The sequence below is a fragment of the Actinoplanes sp. CA-015351 genome (assembly GCF_050955685.1).
Lineage (GTDB): Bacteria > Actinomycetota > Actinomycetes > Mycobacteriales > Micromonosporaceae > Actinoplanes.
Genome location: NZ_CP192102.1, coordinates 3,435,063 through 3,453,038 on the forward strand (window position 1 = coordinate 3,435,063; position 17,976 = coordinate 3,453,038).

General features: G+C 69.6%; 10 protein-coding genes. 3 read left to right on the top strand and 7 right to left on the bottom strand.

The window, feature by feature from the left end; translation table 11 throughout:
* Positions 1-59: 59 nt before the first annotated feature.
* Together ACQP2E_RS15500 and ACQP2E_RS15505 are read right to left on the bottom strand one after the other, a co-directional pair.
* Entirely contained in the window at positions 60-3,698 is a 3,639-nt protein-coding gene (locus ACQP2E_RS15500) for a SpoIIE family protein phosphatase (protein ID WP_433832194.1), read from the bottom strand.
* Between the two features lie 124 nt (positions 3,699-3,822).
* Complete coding sequence (locus ACQP2E_RS15505; RefSeq protein WP_433832196.1) at positions 3,823-6,075, bottom strand: putative bifunctional diguanylate cyclase/phosphodiesterase; 2,253 nt, start codon at positions 6,073-6,075, stop codon at positions 3,823-3,825.
* Between the two features lie 193 nt (positions 6,076-6,268).
* On the opposite strand from ACQP2E_RS15505, the gene ACQP2E_RS15510 reads away from it, so the two are divergent.
* On the top strand, positions 6,269-6,802 hold the full coding sequence (locus ACQP2E_RS15510) for an HAD family hydrolase (RefSeq protein WP_433832198.1): 534 nt from the start codon (positions 6,269-6,271) through the stop codon (positions 6,800-6,802).
* Between the two features lie 967 nt (positions 6,803-7,769).
* Here the strand turns inward: ACQP2E_RS15510 and ACQP2E_RS15515 are convergent.
* From ACQP2E_RS15515 to ACQP2E_RS15530, 4 genes are read right to left on the bottom strand one after another with little or no spacing between them, the layout of a single operon-like run.
* On the bottom strand, positions 7,770-8,525 hold the full coding sequence (locus ACQP2E_RS15515; protein ID WP_433832200.1) for an NPP1 family protein: 756 nt from the start codon (positions 8,523-8,525) through the stop codon (positions 7,770-7,772).
* Positions 8,526-8,572: 47 nt separating this feature from the next.
* On the bottom strand, positions 8,573-10,087 hold the full coding sequence (locus ACQP2E_RS15520; protein WP_433832201.1) for a diguanylate cyclase domain-containing protein: 1,515 nt from the start codon (positions 10,085-10,087) through the stop codon (positions 8,573-8,575).
* Between the two features lie 38 nt (positions 10,088-10,125).
* The gene (locus tag ACQP2E_RS15525) at positions 10,126-10,914 is read right to left on the bottom strand and encodes a hypothetical protein (RefSeq protein WP_433832203.1); all 789 of its coding nucleotides are present in this window, start codon (positions 10,912-10,914) and stop codon (positions 10,126-10,128) included.
* Positions 10,911-11,408, bottom strand: coding sequence for a SigE family RNA polymerase sigma factor (locus ACQP2E_RS15530; RefSeq protein WP_433832205.1), 498 nt, complete (start codon positions 11,406-11,408; stop codon positions 10,911-10,913). Before ACQP2E_RS15530 ends, ACQP2E_RS15525 begins: the two co-directional genes overlap by 4 nt.
* A 229-nt stretch (positions 11,409-11,637) precedes the next feature.
* On the opposite strand from ACQP2E_RS15530, the gene ACQP2E_RS15535 reads away from it, so the two are divergent.
* Positions 11,638-12,249: a DivIVA domain-containing protein gene (locus ACQP2E_RS15535; RefSeq protein WP_433832207.1), complete on the top strand. Its 612-nt coding sequence runs from the start codon at positions 11,638-11,640 to the stop codon at positions 12,247-12,249.
* 454 nt (positions 12,250-12,703) lie between these two features.
* Here ACQP2E_RS15535 and ACQP2E_RS15540 read toward each other — a convergent pair whose 3' ends face one another.
* The gene (locus ACQP2E_RS15540) at positions 12,704-16,642 is read right to left on the bottom strand and encodes an Ig-like domain-containing protein (protein ID WP_433832209.1); all 3,939 of its coding nucleotides are present in this window, start codon (positions 16,640-16,642) and stop codon (positions 12,704-12,706) included.
* A gap of 201 nt (positions 16,643-16,843) precedes the next feature.
* On the opposite strand from ACQP2E_RS15540, the gene ACQP2E_RS15545 reads away from it, so the two are divergent.
* Positions 16,844-17,944, top strand: a complete 1,101-nt coding sequence (locus ACQP2E_RS15545; RefSeq protein WP_433832211.1) for a hypothetical protein — start codon at positions 16,844-16,846, stop codon at positions 17,942-17,944.
* The last annotated feature ends 32 nt before the right edge of the window (positions 17,945-17,976 follow it).

Here is a 17,976-nt window from a genome sequence, read left to right on the forward strand (position 1 = left end):
AAGTCTTCCGGCGCTGCGACGGCGGCGGATCTGGCCGGGGGCGGAAACCGGGCTATACCTCAGGGCATAGAGGTCCAGCGGCGTTCGATGGTTACCAGGGTTCCGGTTGAGGTGGCGGTTACGCGTACGTCGCCGTAGGCGTTCATCAGGATGGCGCCCCGGCCTCGGTCCCGGGCCGGCGGGCGGGCTCGCCAGCCGCCGAAGTCCTGGATCTCGACGCGTACCAGTTCGCCGGTTACCCGCAGGCGCAGGCGTACCTCGGGGCGGCTCGGGCGCTGGGCGTGTTCGACAGCGTTGTTGATGGCTTCGGTGGCCGCCACCTGGAGGTCGTAGAGCAGGTCCGGGTCGACCGCGTCGCCACGCATCGCCGTCTGCAGGTCGCGGCGGGCCGACGCGGCGGCGGCCGGGCCGAGCGGATAGGACCAGGTCGTGTCGATCTCGGGCAGGCTGGCGGCCGGTGCGGCGGCCGGGTGGCGGCGGATCGCGACGACCGCGACGTCGTCGTGCTGGGGCTGCGGGATGTCGGCCAGGACCGCGTCGATCAGGGCGGTGACCGGGCGGCCGGCAACGAACTCCCGGTCGCAGCGGGCACGGAGGCGTTCCAGGCCTTCGTCGATCGGTTTCGGGAAGTCCTCGACCAGGCCGTCGGTGTAGAGCAGCAACTGGCCGCCCGGTTCCAGCGTGTCGGTGTTCTGCCGGTACGACGCCCGGGTCAGGCCGAGCGGCGGCCCGACCCGGCCGGGGAGCAGCCGGGCCGGTACGCCGGGCGCCGAGTGCACCGGCATCGGGTGGCCGGCGCTGCACCACTCGAAACGGCCGGTGCGCGGGTCGAACCTGATTATCAGCAGGGTCGCGAAGAACGGGGTGTGCAGCCGGCCGACCAGCGTGGCCACCCGGGCGATCACGTGCGCCGGCGCGGGGTCCTCGACCAGGTACGCCCGGACAGCATTACGAATCTGCCCGGTCGTGACGGCCGCGCCGAGTCCGTGCCCGGCCACGTCGCCGATGCTGACAACGAGGCTGCCGTCGGCCGTCTCGGCAACGTCGTACCAGTCGCCGCCGACCCGGCCTGATGCCGGGCGGTACGCCGTGTGCAGGTCCCAGCCGTCCCGTTCCGGAACACTTTCCGGCAGCACCGCCTGCTGAAGGGTGACCGTCATCTGCCGCTCGTGCTCGAGCTGCCAGCTGCTCTGGGCGAGCGAGGACAGCATGTCGGCCAGCGGCGTGAGGATGGTGCGGGACTGCTCGGTGGGCGGCGCGTCGGGGTCGATACGGACGGCGATGCTGCCGATCCGCGTACCGTCATGGCCTTTGATCTCGGCTTCGACGAGGTCGAGCGCGAGGTCGAGCGGGGCGCCGGCGGTGAAACGCAGCACCGGCCGGTTGCCACCGGCGTCCAGGACGGTGACGGCGGAGACGCCGTTCAGCAGGGCACGCGCCTGGTCGGTGGCGGTCTGGAACGCTTCCTCCAGAGCGCGACCGGAAGCGATCACCGCGGCGGTGTCCGCGAGCGCGGTCAGTTGTTCGGTGTGCGCGGCGCGCAGGCTGGCGAGTTCGAGGATGTTGCGGATCCGGGCGATCAGCTCGCGGGCGTGGAACGGCTTGACCACGTAGTCGTCGGCGCCGGCCGCGAGGCCTTCGACACCGGACTCCTGGCCGGCCCGGGCGGAGAGCATCACCACCGGCAGGCTGCGGGTGGCCGAGTCGCCACGCAGCTTGCGGACCAGGGCGAATCCGTCGAGGCGCGGCATCATCACGTCGGTGACCAGCAGGTGTGGCCGGATCCGGCCGATCGCTTGCAGTGCGGCCTCGCCGTCGGTGGCGGTCTGCACCTGCCAGCCCTCGGCGGTGAGCAGCCGGGACAAATAGGCGCGCATGTCGCTGTTGTCGTCGGCGACCAGGATCCGGATGCCGCCGGTCGCGGAGTCCGGCGAGGTCTCGTCGATCCAGCCGGCCGTCTCGGTCGCGGCCGCCCGCGCGGCGTCCAGCGGCTCCGGCGCGATCTCCCCAGAGGGAACCTCGGCCGAAGCGGACCCGAACGGCAGCGTCACCGTGAACGTCGTCCCGTCGCCCGGCGTGCTGACCACCCCGACGTCGCCGCCGGCCAGCCGGGACAACTCGCGGACCAGGGCCAGCCCGATCCCGGTGCCTTCGTGGCTGCGTGAGCGCGCACCGCGTACCCGATGGAAGCGGTCGAAGAGCCGGGGCAGCTCGCTCGCGTCGATCCCGATGCCGGTGTCCGAAACTGATAGGCGAATCACCGAGTCGTCGGCCTCCAGGCGTACCCGGATCTCGCCGACGAAGGTGAATTTCAGAGCGTTCGACAGCAGGTTCGTGACGATCCGCTCCCAGTGGCCCGGGTCGACCGCGACCGGCGCGGGCAGCGGGGGGCAGTCCACCACCAGGCGCAGCCCGGTGCGCTCGATCGCCGACCGGAAGACGCCGGCCAGCTCCGACGTGTACCGTGCCAGATCCACCACGTGCGGGCTGGCGCCGGACTGGCCGGATTCGATGCCGGTGAACGTCAGCAGCTCGTTGACCAGCGAGAGCAGCCGGGTGGCGTTGCGCCACGCCGTGTCCACGCGGGTGCGCTGCGCGGTGCCGAGCGGCTCGGCGCGGTCCGCGAGAGCATCGCCAAGAGGACCCAGCATCAAGGTCAGTGGGGTACGGAACTCGTGGCTCACATTCGTGAAGAAATCCGTCTTCACCCGATCCAGCTCGGCCAGCGCCGCTGCCCGATCACGCTCCTGTTGGTACGCCTGAGCGGTGCCGATCGCCGCCGTCACCTGCTGAGCCAGAAGTTGCAGGAACGAACGGTACGTCTCGTCCAGGGCGCGGCTCGGGCTGACCCCGGTGACCAGGGCGCCTCCGGGCAGGGGGTGGGTGACCGCGGTGCGTACCAAATCGTCCCAGGGACCACCGGTGAGGGTGAGCGGAACGCTGGTGATCTCGGTGGTGTCGCCGCCGGCGGCGGCGCGCAACCCCCAGGGGTCGTCCTCCGCGGCGTCGAGCAGGAGATGGCGCGGCAGGGCCGGCTCGTCCGCGCCGGCCAGGGCGTGCCGGCGCAGGACATTGCCGTCACGCAGGTAGATCGCGGCGAACGGCACGTCGAGCGGATGCTGGGCGAGCACCTCGGCGAGCCGGGCGCAGGTCCGCTCGACACCGGCCGGGCCGTCGCCGTCGGGCAGGGCGAGATCGCGGAGCAGCCGCAGCCGGCGTTCGCCGACGACCTGATCGGTGACCTCGCTGCACACGGTCAGGACACCGACCGTGACGCCGTCGTCGTCGCGGGCCGGCGCGTGCGAGACGCTGAAGTACGCCTCCTCGCGGTACCCGGACCGGTCGAGCAGCAGTTGCAGGGCGGGCACCCAGCTGGCGACGCCGGTGGCCATCGCGTCGTCGATCAGCGGCCGCAGCACGTCCCAGCCTTCGGCCAGGGTCTCCCGGACGTCGAGGCCGAGCGCGGCCGGATGTTTGTCGCCGATCAGGCCGGAGTACGCGTCGTTGTAGAGCTGGGTGAAGTCTGGGCCCCAGAGCAGCAGCATCGGGTACCGCGACGAGAGCACGATGCGCACCGCTGCCTTGAGACTCTGCGGCCAGGCCTCGATCGCGCCGAGAGGTGTTCCGGTCCAGTTGAGGCGTGCCATCAACCGGCCGGTTTCGCTCGCGGCCCCGAACAGGTCCTCGGCCGGCGTCATTCCCGCACTCAATTCCGCGCCAACCCCATCCCCGCCCAATACCCAGCCGCTGGACTCTTGCACACCACCCGGCGATAGTGCCTCGCCAGGGTCGTGTGTTGCCAGCTCAGCGACTTTGAAAAGATCAGGCGGCGAGCCGGTGCGCCTGCTCGAGCATCGCGTCGATCCCGGCCGGTGGCAGCGGGCGCGCGAAGTGGAAGCCCTGGACGAAGCGGTACCCCAGCTCGAAGAGCCGCTGCGCCTGCTCGATCGTCTCCACACCCTCAGCGACGGTACGCAGGCCCATCGTCTCCGCGATGCCGGTCAGCGCGATGGCGATGGCCTCCTGCTGAGGTGTGCCGTTGAGGCCGTCGACGAACGACTTGTCGACCTTGATGATGTCGACCGGGCAGGTACGCAGCAGCCCCAGCGACGAGTGCCCGGTGCCGAAGTCGTCCAGGGCGATGCTGACGCCCAGCTGCGACAGGGCGGTGACCGTAGCGAGGGCACGGCCGCCGCCGAACACGGCCGTCTCGGTGATCTCCACGGTCAGCTGCGCCGCCGGGACGCCGTGCCGGGCGAGCGCCGACGCCACGACGTCGACGAGACCGTGGTCGAGCAGCTGACGTGCCGAGACGTTCACCGCGATGGAGCGCAGGGCGTCGGGCCCGTGCCGGCGTCGCCAGGCGGCCGCCTGCGCGCACACCTCGTCGATGATCCAGGCGCCGAGCTCGACGATCAGCCCGGTGTCCTCGGCGACCGGGATGAAGTCGGCGGGGGAGACGATCGTGCCGTCCGGCCGGGTCCAGCGGATCAGCGACTCGACGCCGGTCATCCGGCCGTCGGGAAGCTCGACGATCGGCTGGTAGAGCAGGTGGAACTCGCCGGCGGTGAGCGCGCGGCGCAGGTCGGCCGCGATGGTCGCGCGCTGGGTGAGGCGGCGTTCCAGCGACGCGTCGTACCGGACCTGCTGCTGGCCGGGGCTGATCGTCGCCTCGCGCAGCGCCAGCTCGGCCCGGCGGAACAGGTCGTCGGTGCCGTCGGCGATCCCGATCGACAGGTCGACGACGACCTCGTGGCCGGCTGCCTCGATCGAGCCGTCCCCGATGACGAACTCGGGGTGTCCGGGCAGGAGCACGCCGAACTCGTCCCCACCAAGACGAGCCACGACGGCATCAGCGGCGGCACTTTTGGCAGCGCTTTTGGCAGCGCTTTCGGTGGCGCCTTCGGTGGCACTTTCGGCGGCCAGGCTTTCCAGCCGCTGGCCGAAAGCGATCAGCAGCGCGTCACCCACCTCCGGTCCCAGGCCGTCGTTGATCGACCGGAAGTCCTTCAGGTCGATCAGCACCACCGTGTGCGGCTCGGTGACGGCGGCCACCGCGGCGGTGAAGTACCGGCGGCTGTACAGCCCGGTCAGCTCGTCGTGCATGGCGTGGTGGGCGACCGAGTCCAGCAGCGTCGAGTTCTCCGAGAGCGCCATCGCCTGCCGGGCCACCACCAGCAGCAGCAACAGGGCGGTGCCGGCCACCTGGACGGTGCTCAGATGGCCGGTACGCAGGAACACGGCGGCGACCAGCACACTGGTCAGGCCGGTGGCGACGAGCGGGACGGCGGTGCTGCGCCGGTAGATCGCGAGATGTCTCCTGCGCTGCTGCGGCGGCTTCCGGAGACCGAAATGGGCCGCCGCCGCCCCGCACAGGCCGACGAACGGCAGAACCGCGGCGCTGCCGTTGAGGTGCGGCCACTGTTTCAGCAGCGTCATCAGAACCGTGGAGAGCGGCCCGGCCAGCCCGATCGGCGCCAGGCACCACAACGCCGACCGGGGCACCGGGCTCTCCCGGGCCGCCATGATCTTCACCACGACCACGACGCCGGCCACCGCGATCGCCATCATCGCGATGTTCAGCCACCACGCCGAGGTGCTGACGCCGAAGCGGTCCATGAACCAGCCGACGTACTGCGACGCCGCGATCCCGGCGGTCACCGCCACCACGGCGACGTCCAGCACGGCCGTGGTGAGCTGCCGCCAGCTGCGCCCGCCGCCCGGCAGCCGCAGCAGCGCCGCGATCGCGAGAATCGTGCCGATCACGTAGAGCAGCAGCGTCCGCGAGCCGATCGGCGGCATCCCGTCGGACGAGACCGTGGCCACGTCGACGGTCTGGCTGACCGCGGCCACGAAGACGACGCTCATCGCCACGCCGACACGCCGCCAGAACGTGTGCAGGGTGCCCTCGGTCGCCTTCGCGGCATGCAGGAAGGCGGCAGCGGCCATCGCCGGCCCGGCCACGGCGGGCACCCAGACCAGCAGGTTCGGGAAACCGGTGCGGGTACCCAGCACGATCAGGAGGGTCTCGGTCACGGCCATCACGACAGCGATCGGAAGGAACCAGGCGACCACGACCACCTCCCTCCGCACCCGAAATACCCGTCGAACGTCGAAATCGGCGGGGATTTGGCCGAATTGAGGATCGTTCTACAGTTGGGATCATGATTCGAGCCGTGGTCATCGACGTGGACGACACGCTGTGCATGACCGAGGAGGCCTCGTTCACGCTGGAGAACGAGGTCCTGGCCGAGATGGCCGTCCGCCGATGCCGCGTTCGCTGCACCTCGCGACCTGGGGCGCGCCGCTGGTGGAGGCGATGCGGCAGCGTTCGCCGGGCCTGGATCTCGAGGTGTTCGGGCCGCTGTTCCAGGCGGCGATGAGTCGGCACGTGGACGACGGGCTGCTCGACGTCATCCCGGCCGTGAACCTGCGGGCGCTCGACGAGCTCCTTTTGCGTGGGTACGCGGTGATGCTGCTCACCTCGCGTACCGAGGCCGAGGTGCGGCATATGGTCGCTCCCGATCATGTGCTCGCGTCCCGGATCAGCGCGGTCTATCACCGGGGCAACACGCGTTTCGGCAAGCCGGACCCGCGGGCGTTCGATGAGCTGCTGGATCAGACCGGATTGACGCCGGCGCAGTGCGTCTACGTGGGTGACTCGCCGGGTGACGCGCTTGCGGCCGGCGGCGCGGGCATCGCGTTCATCGCGTGCCTGCAGAGCGGGGTGCGCCAGCTGTCCGATTTTGATCCGAGGTTCGTGACGGCCGCGGTCGACGCCTCCCCGAGGTGGTGGGGGTAGTCGCGCGGATCACCGGTTCACGGGTCGTCGACAAATCCCAGGAGAACGGCACCAGGGCCCCGCGCCAGATTCCGTCCGATAACCCCCTCGGTGCAGATTCCTGAATTTCGGACGGCGCCACCCGCGCTGGCCGCGCTGCCCGCGCCACTGCCTCGCGCCGCCCTGCTGTCCCGATTGTTCAGCTTTGTCATATTGTCCCGCGCTTCTTCGCTCCGCGCCGCGCTTCTGCGCACTGCCCGGCGCCGCGCCGCGCCGCGCCGCGCCGGCTGGATCTTGTGGACTTCCCCGCAGACGTGGCCGCACAACTCCGCAAGATCGAACAGGTCTGGCCGATCTTGTGGAGTTGCGCGCAAACGGTTCGCCGAAGTCCACAAGATCTGCGAGGCCCCGCTTTCAACCCGTGCCCGGCGACCCGACAGCACGGCGGCCCGGCGACCCGACAGCACGGCGGCCCGGCGACCCGACAGCACGGCTGCCCGACAGCACGGCGGCACGGCTGCCCGACAGCACAGCGCGCGGCGGCGCGACGACTCCGGTCCTCGCCCGTTATGACCTGCCTGCGGCACCCGTCCCGCCGGATCGTCACGCAGGGTGAACGCCGCACCGCTGTTGCTGGCCGAACCTTGGAGACCTGTGGGGCATAGAACACCCACAAGTCGCCAAGATCCGGCGCTGTTGACCCGCTGCGGTGGCAGAGCGTCATCACAATGCTCGCTAACCACCCGAACCCGACACGCCACGGGTGGCCGTCCCGCAAACTCGTGCACTCGTGGTCGATCGGCCGGCTGAACTGCACGAGATCTCCAGACAGCGCCTCGCAACGAGAAACGACCACACCGCCACGCCGCCCCGAACCCGCTACTCCTCCACAGATGGCGAAACTCGAGTAGGCGGAACTTGTCAAGATCCGGCAGAGGAGGAGCGGAGGGCGGCGGGCGGTGCGGCGGCGGGCAGTGGGGGCCGGAGGTCAGGCTGCTGGGTTGAAGGTGATCCCGGCGGGTTTGGCCTCGGTCAGCAGGGCCACGAAGTTGGCGTCCTTCAGGCCGAAGTTGGCGCTGCCGAAGTCGTAGTTGCTCAGCGTCGTGCGGATCGCCGTGGACGGGAAGCCGGTCCAGCCGACAAGGGACGGGTACTGCCAGACGTGGTACGCGTTCTCGGCCGGCTCGTCACCCGAGTTCGCCAGCCGGAACGTGTGCGTGCTGGCGCCGTCCTTGTGATAGACGATCTTCGGGTGGTTCCCGGTCCAGACCGCGCTGCTCGCCGCGGCGATGCTGAAGTCGCCGTGCGCCGACGTCGAGACATAGCGAGCGACGTCGTTCTGCACCCAGACGACCACGTGCTCCCAGTCGTGGCGGTGGCCGCCGATCGAGCTGTTCGCCAGTGCCTGGTCCTTCTCGAAGTACAGGCCGTATGCGATGCCGCACCAGCCGTTGTTGCACTTGTACCGCGAGTACCCGTTGGTGTTGTCCAGGTCGGCAGCGTCGTGGCAGTCGCCGCTGAGTGAACCGGCCGGCTTGAGGCCGCCGTTCACCGTGCCGCTCGGGCCGATGGCCGGGGTGGGGTAACAGCCGTCGGTGTCGTAGTCGTACGCCGGCTGCCATTTCGTCTCGATGGCTTCGGCGTTGCCGGGGAGCTCGGCCGGGGGAGCAGCGAGCGCGGGGGTGGCCGTGGCGAGAACCAGGGCGAGTGCGGTGGCGGCGACCAGCGCCGTGCGGCGAACCATGAATCAGGATCCTGTTCGATCGCACACCAAGAATCAATAGACGATCATCAAACTGTAGGCGACGAGATCACGCCGATTTCGCGGCTGGGGATCCGGTAAGCGCGCACCTGGCCCTTGCCGGCGGCCTTCGCCTCGTAGAGCGCGGTGTCCGCTTCGTGCACCAGCTGATCGAGGGTGCGCCCCGGCTCGCTGGTCACGGTGACGCCGACGCTGCCGCGTACACACATCTGCTGGCCCGCGATCACCATCGGCCGGGCGAACTCTCGCAGGATTCGCTCACCCACGGCGACGGCGTCGCCGAGATCCAGGACCTGGGGTACGACCACCGCGAACTCGTCGCCACCGAGACGGGCCGCGATGTCGCCGGACCGCAGCGCTCGCGTGATCCGCTCGCCGGCCCCGGTCAGCAGGGCGTCGCCGGCGGCGTGCCCGAGAGTGTCGTTGACCTGCTTGAACCCGTCCAGGTCGAGCAGCAGCACCGCGGTGACCGTGCCGGGCGCGGCCTGCGCCAGGACGGCGTCGCCACGGGCGTGGAAGGCGGCCCGGTTGGGCAGTCCGGTCAGGTTGTCGTGGTGTGCCAGGTGGTCGAGCCGGTGCCGCTGCTCCTCCAGGTCGACGAAGAGCTGCCGGACCACCAGCGAGTTGAGGATCTGCCGGACCACGGCCAGGGCCGACGTTCCCAGCAACGTGCCGACCAGCACCGGGCTCAGCGTCCCGGTGGCCACGTACGGCACCGCTACCGACGCGAGCGCGATGATCACCGGGAGGTGCGGGAGCGTGCTCCACACCCCGTCGAGCTGGCTGCGTGTCCCGGTGTTCTGGTCCGCGTCCAGCGTGTCGCGGCTGGCCAGCGCGATGATCAGTCCGGCGATCAGGTAGACCGCGCCGAGGCCTGATGCGTACCAGGGCAGGCCCTGAGTCTGGTTGTGCATGCTGATCAGGGCGGCGAGGGCGAACATGCCCATGCCGGCGGCGAGCACCCGCATGGCCCGGTAGTGGCGGGAGTCGACCCGGGACATCACCATGAGCGCGATCGAGGCCGCGAGGATCTCGGCGACCACGGTGACCGCGAACTGCGCGCGCTGATTGGGCTCCAGCCGCTCGGCGACCGGTGCGAGAGCGAACTGCCAGGCCGTCGCGAAGATCGCTCCGGCCACGGTGGCGACGTCGATCAGGTACGTGCCGCGGGCCAGCCAACTGGTGAACGGCGGCACCGCCACCAGGATCGCCGGCACCGCGACGACCGCCGCCGAGACGCTGGCGAGGTCGGCCGCGGTTTCCAGCCACTGGTGGCCGCCGGCCAGTCCGGCGACCGTGTAGAGCGAGTACGAGCCGCCGAGCAGCGCGCCCGACGCCGCGCCGAAGAGCACGCCGGCTCGCTGCCGGCCCCGGTGCACGCGGGCCTGCCGCCAGAACGAGGCCGCGGCGTACCAGCCGGCGGCCGCGATCGGCAGACAGGCCACCACGAGACCGGCGGCCTCGGACAGATGCGGCAGGACGAGTTGCAGCAGCAGGCCCGCGACGCCGATGACGCCCAGACGCGTCAGCAGCCGGTTCCTCACGGCCTCCCCATCGGCACGCCGGGGTCCGGCTGAAGGGGTCAGCCGGCCAACTCGTCGGCGATGGCTGTGGCGATCGCCTCCAGCTCACCGCGGGTGACCAGTGGCACCGCGGTGACCGGTGCGCTGCCGTCCCCGCCGAAGTAGTTCACCACCGTCATGGACAGGTGCTGCTTTCCGCCCGGCATCCGGATGTCGACGCCGTAGAAGACCCAGCCCTTGCCCGGCTCGTCGACATATCGGACCAGGTCAAGACCCGATTTCGTACGCGTCGTCGTGCAGTCGGATGCCCCGCCGTCGCAGTCGTAGAGCTCGGAGCATGACTGGTTCTGGCCGCAGCCGATCGGGCGAAGCCACAGGTAGAACCCGCCCTTGCCGTCCATGCCGTCACGGGTGATGCCGGAGCGCCCGGCGAACGCGTCCTCGCCCTCGTCCCACATGGCCGGTTGCCCGTCCGGTGTCCGTTTCTCGCCCGGAACGTCCGGCATGTAGATCCAGTTGAGGCCGGTCGCGTGCTCGGCGGTGGCCGTCTCCCAGGCCTGCCGCACCCGGGCCAGAGTGATCTTCTCGGGTGTCTTCGTCGCTGCGGACGGCGAGGGCGCTGCCGGCGACGGCGAGGGCGCTGCCGCAACCGGCGGGGCCGGCTGCTGCGGGCTCGCGGTCAGGCTCACGCCGGCGAGCACGGCCACGACCACCGCCACGGCCGCGGCGCTGCTCGCCCCGATCCGGCGCAGCCGCTGCCGGCGCCGGGTGCGGACGATGACGGCGCCGACGTCGACCGTCGACGGTGGGGCGGCGCCGATGAGCTGGTCGAGCATGTCCTGGTTCACTGTGGTCTCCCCGTCGCGTAGGACAGCGTGCGCAGCATCTCGAGGGCTCGCGCGGACTGGCTCTTCACGGTTCCCGTGGAGATGCCGAGCATCTCGGCCGTCTCCTCGATCGAGTGGTCGAAGTAGAAGCGCAGGACGACCACGGCTCGCTGGCGGCGACCCAGCCTGGCGAGCAGGCGGATCAGCTGCTCCCGGTCGCCGGTGGAGTCCGGCGGTGTCCAGCTGGGTTCCGGCAGCACGTCGGCTGGGAGTTCGCGTTGCCAGGGGCGGCGGCGCTCGTCGATCCATGCATTGGTCAGTACGCGTTGGGCGTACGCATCAGGGTTGTCTGTTGCAGAGACCCGGCGCCAGTGCAGGAAGAGTTTGCCAACGACGGTCCCGACCAGGTCGTCGGCGAGATGCCAGTCGTGGCAGAGCAGGTAGGCCGCGCGCCGCCAGCGTTCCATCCGGACGCTGACGAACGCGCGGAACTCGTCCTCCTCGGAGCTGTCCAAGATCTGTTCCCCCCATTCGGCGCTTCTGGTGGCACGACGGGAACCTCCATCATCGGGGTTGCATGTGACTTCGTGGCTCTGCCGCTGCGGGCGTCACTGTCAGGAACCCTTCGTGATACACGGTGTTGACATTGAAAGAGCGTTCACGTCTACTTCTGACACGTTGTTGCGGCGCGGAAGATCCTTGGGCTGTGGGAACGTGCACGGACCCTGCAGAGAGAGCGAGCTCATGACGTCATCTCTGGCTCCGAACGATGTCGACCGGGTGGTGTTCCGGCAGCCGGCACCTGGTGGGCGCGGTTATCACGAGGGTGAGGTCGACGCGTTTCTCAAGGACGTGGCGGCCGAGATGCGACGCCTCGTGGAGGAGAACCAGGCGCTCAGCGAACAGCTTCAGCACGACGACCTCCGCGGCCATCTGCGCAAGCTCGAAGACCGCTGCGCCGAGGCGGAGGAACGCGCCCGAGCGGTGCAGGCCGAACTCGAACAGGCCCGCGCCGCCGCAGCCGCGACCAGGCCGGCGGCGCCGGGTAATCCGCAGGTGATCGAGCTGGCCGAACGCACCGCGGGGGAGTTCCTGGCCGAGGCCCGCAAGGAGTGCGACGACGTGCTGCACAAGGCCGGCACCGAGGCCGCGTTGCTGCTCAGCGACGCCGAGTTACGCGCGTCCACGATCGCCGCCGACGCTCGCCACCGCCACGCCGAACGCGTCACGGCCCTCCCGGCGAAGCGAGCAGCCGCCTTGGACCGCATCGAGGCCCTCCGCGAAGAGGCCCGCAGCCGCCGCGAAGCCATCAACGCCGAGATGGACCGGCGCCTCCAGGACCTGATCGGCGCGTGACGGCGCGCGCCCGCCGGACCGGCTGGCGGGGCTGATCGACACGCTGGAATGGTCGTCTCCGGCGGGGTATTCGGTTTGGGTGTCACACCCGTTGTGGGTGTGACTAAACCCACAACGGGTGTGGGGCATGCGGAAGAACATTGCCCAGTCCGCGCGCAACCAACTCGACACCGGCACGGGCGACGCCAAGCGGGCAGAGGCCAACCAGGTTGTGTCGATTCGGGGTGCGGATCGAACCCGAACTCGACACGCGCGCCGCGAACAGGCTGCCTGTGTCGACGTGAGGCGCGCATCGCGCCCCAACTCCACACGCATCCGGGCTACGGCCGTGCGGTGGGCTACGGCCGTGCGGTGGATTTCGGTCGTGGGGTGGGGGCCGGGGGCCTACGTCGAGGTCTCGCCGGACGGAAGGGCCCTCCCTCCAATTGCTGGGGGAGGGCCGCTTCGTTGACGGTTACTTCTTCTTGACGAGGGTCAGCTTGATGGGCTGGCTCGTGGTGGTGCCGGTGGCGTTCTCGAAGGTGACGGTCACCGTCACGTCGAGGCGGCCGGCCTTGTTCAGCTGGTCGCGGCCGGCGGTCGTCAGCGTGACGGGCAGGGTCACCGTGTCCGCCTTGCTGGGCTTCTTCGTTGCCGTGACCACCTTGTCGCCGCTGAGGGTGACGACACCGGCCGAGTTGACCGCCGCGGTGACCGACGCGTCCTTGGCGTCCACCTCGGTGATCTTCACGGTCGGGGCCGGGATGACCGGCTTGACGGTGACCGTCACGTCGTCGGAGACCCGGACGTTGCCGGACGAGTCGACGACCAGGGCTTCGAGGGAGACCTTCTTGCCGGCGTACTTGGCCGTCGGGGTCCATTCGAGCTGGTACGGCGTGGTGCTGACGGTGCCTGCCTTGGATCCGTTGACGAGCAGGGTCACTGACTTGACGCCGACGTCGTCGGTGGCGCGTACCAAGGGCTTGATGGTCTCACCGACGGTGATCTCCGTTTTGCGGCCCGGATCGGCCACGGTGGCCGACGGGCGCTTGTCGGTGACGCTGCCGGCGCCGGTCGGCACCGAGCGCGGCGCCGACGAGAGCGGCTTGCTGACGATCACCGAAGAACTTTCGGAGACGGCCGGCTTGCCCTTGCCGAAGTACGACTTCGACACCGTGATCGGCGCGTCGGTGCGGACCGCCGTGCCGGTGGCGTCGGCGTTGTAGACGGCGTAACCGTTGCCGCTGAGCACGTCGCCAGTGGCGGTGACGGTGCCCGAGTCGGCGAGCAGCAGGCCGACGCCGGTTCCGCTGATCCGGCTGGAGTCGACGTATCCGTCGGTGCCGCCGGTGTAGCGCACGCCCACCGAGGTGGCCGAACCCGAACCCGTGACAGCGGTGTCCTCGACGTATCCGTGGTAGCGGATGCCGCTGCGAACCAGGTTCTCCGGGGCGCCGTCCTTGCCCCGGGTGCCGTCGAACAGGATGCCGCCGGACTGGAAGCCGGTGACCAGGCTGTCCGACACCGTCAGTTCACTCTCGACGGTGCCGACACCCGTACCCTGGATGATTCCGGTCTTGATGATTCCCCAGCCGTGCGGATGCGCGGCGAGTTCGTCAGCACCCGCGGCCGTCTTGAGCGGGCCCACGACGCTGTCGGAGATGCTGCCGGCCGCGCCGAAGAACGCGACTCCGGCCTCGGCCCAGACGTCGCCGGAGGTGACGGTGACGCCGGAGATGTCGACGAACATCTCGTTGGTGTCGGTGGAGCCGAGCGACTGCCGGGACACGGTGATCACGTTGCCGCCGCCGTCGCGCAGGTACGGCTCGGTGCCGGCCAGGGTGCCGAGGCTCTGATCAGGCTCGATGGTCACCTTGTCGGCGCCGGCGCCCTTGATGGTGAGCGGCTTGGTGATGGTCAGGCCGTTCCTGGCGCCGGACTGCACCGGGTTGGAGGCGTGGTTCAGCGGGGTCGACGACTCCTGGTAGAGGCCGTCGCAGACCACGATGGTGTCCCACGGCGAGGCGAAGGTGACGGCCGTCTGGATCGACGTGAACTGCGCGGCCGGGCACTGGGCCTTGTCGTCGTCGACGGTCCAGACGTTGCCGGTCGCCTCGGCCGCCTCGGTGGAGGACGCACGAACCGAGTAGTCGAACGTGCCGTAACCGGCGCCGTTGGCCTTGGTGATGCCGTCCGACTGGATCTGCTTGCCGGACGCGCTCTCCTGGAACCGCACGTCGGCCATCTGGATCGAGCCGGACTGCGGCAGGTCACCGGTGCCGAAGCGGAACTCCAGCTTGGCGAGCGAGCTGACGTCGACACCCTGCGAGGCGAACTCGCTCAGCGGCACCCGGATCTGGTCGAGCACGATGTGCGTGTTCGGCGTGTTGGTGCCTGTCGACATGTGCAGGGCGTTGCCCCAGCGCGGGTCGCCGGCCTGCACGCTCGCCTCGTTGCCGTCCGTGTCGGACAGCACGATCTCGAAGTTCTGGCTGGTCGACGCCGGGTCGTACGAGGTCGGCTTCTCGTTCGGCCAGACCGGGTTCGCCGTGGTGCCGTTGACAGTGGTGTCCCGGGTGTTGTCACCGCGGTTGTCGGCGCCCGGGTTGCGGGTGTCGAAGAAGTTCACCGCGGCGCTCAGCGCGAGAGCCTCCAGGGACTTCATGTTCTTCGAGTCGGCCGGGATCTGCGCGGTCAGCGTCGCGTCCGAGCCCTGCTCCCAGGCGAGGGTGAGCTGCGGGCCGTACGAGTGGTTGATCGGCGCGTTCTCCCGGGTGCCGTTCTGTCCGCCGAGCGCGGTGGCCGCCGGAAGCGGGCACTGCTTGGCGGCGAGCGGTACGCCGGTCTTGCCGAGCTGGGCGGGCGCGAAGTCCTGCGGCTCGGGGTTGCACCAGTCGTACCCGCCGGTGGTCGTGGCCGGCTTGGGCGTGACGCCCGCTGCCTGGGCGTACGGGTCGGCGAAGCCGCTGCCGCTCAGTGAACCACCGAGGGCGTTGAGACCGAGCGGGTTCTCCACCTCGGGGGTGATCAGGTCGACGCGCGTACCCGAGCCCGCGTAGTAGTTGGTGTTGACCCGCTCCTCGCAGCCGATCCGGGTGCCGGACTCGCTGGTCGGGCACGCCGACGCCGGGACCTGGAGGTGGTCGGCGGTGTTGGCGAGCTCGCCGGTCATGTACGCCTCGAACGCGCCCTCACCACCGATGTAGCGCCGGAAGAACGCGGCCATCGTCGCGAGGCCGAGCTTCTCCTGGTCACCCATCCGCGAAGCGTCGCCGGAGATCTTCGTGTTCACGAGAGGGTTCAGCGGGTCGGTGTTGTTGATCTTGTAGTTCAGGGCGTCGTCGGTGGAGCTGGCCGCACCGGAGAGCCGCAGGTTGTTCGGGTGCACGTTGTTCGTGGCGAACGGCGCCGAGTTGCCACAGGCTGCGTCGTTGTTGGCCTGCCCGTCCGCGGCACCGTCGGCGTACCAGACGGAGTTGTACCAGTTGTGGATCGCGCCGAGCTGCTCCACCTGGATCCGCGGGTACGGGTCGTCGGCGTTCACGGTCTGGCCGCGCTCGAACTGGCGGGCGCCCATCAGGTTCGATACGTCGCCGTCACACATCGGCAGGATCGTCATGTACGGCATTCCGTACGGTGCCTTGCGCTCGTAATCGGTGGGCGCGAGCGAGATGACACCGCTGATCGGGTATCGCGGTCCGTCGGTGCGGATCCGGTTGTAGTCGATGAAGTTGGTGACCGCGTCACCACCGCGCGAGTGGCCCATCATGCCGATGCGGGTCATGTCGAGATGACCGGAAAGGACAGTGCCGATCGTGGTGTGCTCGTCGATCGGCAGACCGGCCTTTTCAGAGGCCGCGGTGATCGCGTCGAGAGCGGCGGCGATCAGCATGCGGCGGTTGTGCATGCCTTTGCCCTTGTTGCTGTCCTGCCGCATCATCAGCTGGTCCTGCGAGATGGAGAACGTGGTGTATCCCCAGGTCGCGAGGTTCTCAGCGAGGTAGGCGTAACCGCTCTCGTTGTGCTTGAACTCGGCACACGTGATGGTCGCCGAGACCTGCCCGGAGTCGCAGGAGCCGTGGTTGCCGTGCACCAGGACGATCAGCGGCGACGGCTTCGTGCGCAGCGACCAGTCCGGCATGTAGAGCTGTCCACGGATCTCGACCTGCTCGGACGCCTGAGAGGTGCCTGCGGTGGGCGCGGCGCCGTCCGAGTTCGGTTCCTGGATCGTGGCGAGACCGAATTTGGCCTCTTGGATGACCTGATGGCCGTAGGGACCACGCGCCGTCGGATCGGGCAGCGCGGTCGTGGGGGTGGTCTTCGTTTCGCTCGGCGCTGCGCTCGCCGGTGAGGCTATTCCTACCGGGATCGCAAGCGTGAGGACTACTGAGAGGAGTAATCCGCCTATTTTCATACAATGCTCCTAGGAACAGGAGTTGAATGATCAACTGGCGGGGACGCTAAACAGCAGAGATTTCTCAGCTGTTTCTAATCCGATTCCAAGCCACGCGAGCTGCTGCAACGCAGTGTGACGGCCGCGACGCGGCCTTTTCCCGTTATTTCCGGCGTACGCACTAATAGCCGCTCCATTGTGCTGAGCGTGCAGAATAGCGGCGTGCGCCCCCATCCCCGTGCCGATCTCCTGGTAGTCGGCGTCGCCGTCACGATCGTCGTGCTGATCGTCGTCACTATGCCCTACGTGCCCTGCTCGGCCGTGACCTGCGGTCCGGAGCCGTTGACCTCGGTCGGGATCAGCCTGCTCGCCGTCGTCCCGGTGATGTCCTATCTGCACCGCTGGTCCGCCGTGGTGGCGGCGGTGATCTGCGCGGTGCTGTGGCCGATCGCCGACCGCGCCGAGGACGTGGGGATGGGCTGGCACATGGCGCTGCCCCTCGCACTGGTCGCGGTCACGGTCGCGGTGGCGCGGCTGAAGCACCCGGTCGCCGCCAGGGTGGCCCGGGCGGGGCACTCGGCCGCCGGGGTGGCCCGGGTGGAGGACACGGTTGACTACGTGCGGCGTGAGCAGCCGCCCACGCTGGAGCGGCTGCCGTCCATCACCCGGTCCGTGCTGATCGGGACGATCCTCGTCGGCGCCGGGATCGCCGGGATCACCGCGACGCTGTGGCACCAGGCGGAGGTCACCGCCCAGGAGGCGGCGGCGCCGTCGATCAGCGCGGTGGTCCGTGAGCACCACGACACCCGGATCGGCGTGGACCTCGACAACGGCGACTCGTACTATCTGGAGGTCCTGGAACCCGCCGACTACCCGGTGGGCAGCCGGGTCGGCGTGCTCGTCGACGACGCCGGGCTGCGGCAGCTGAGCAGCGAGCCGTACGACATCACCGTCCTGCTGCTGCCCCTGGTGACCATGGCCGGCGCCGGTTTCGCGCTGCTGGTCAGGGCCGGGAGCCGGCGACGGGCGCTGCGCCGGTTCCTCGCCGGTCCGCAGCCGGTCCGGGCGGTCCAGGTGATCGACAGCGGCAACGAGATCGTGGTGATGGTGACCGAACCGGCGAACGCGGCCCGGCAGTTCACCGTCCGGGCCGAGCCCGTGCCGCAAGCCGGAGAGGCGGGACCGGCCACGCTCTACGGCGAACCGCAGCCCGGAGCCTGGTGTGTTGTCGTGATCGGCAGTCAGGTGCGGGTGCCCCGGCGGCCGGTGGGCAGAGTGACAAAAATCCCGCTCGAACTCGCCCTGCTGCTGGCGGCCTCCTGAGCTCCATACTGGCGCGCGAAACGCGCTGCGGT

Bases quoted from the DNA above. Each gene is read 5' to 3' on its own strand.
- ACQP2E_RS15515 (WP_433832200.1), bottom strand. From the start codon at position 8,525: ATGGTTCGCCGCACGGCGCTGGTCGCCGCCACCGCACTCGCCCTGGTT.
- ACQP2E_RS15500 (WP_433832194.1), bottom strand. From the start codon at position 3,698: ATGACGCCGGCCGAGGACCTGTTCGGGGCCGCGAGCGAAACCGGCCGG.
- ACQP2E_RS15510 (WP_433832198.1), top strand. From the start codon at position 6,269: ATGCCGCGTTCGCTGCACCTCGCGACCTGGGGCGCGCCGCTGGTGGAG.
- ACQP2E_RS15540 (WP_433832209.1), bottom strand. From the start codon at position 16,642: ATGAAAATAGGCGGATTACTCCTCTCAGTAGTCCTCACGCTTGCGATC.
- ACQP2E_RS15535 (WP_433832207.1), top strand. From the start codon at position 11,638: ATGACGTCATCTCTGGCTCCGAACGATGTCGACCGGGTGGTGTTCCGG.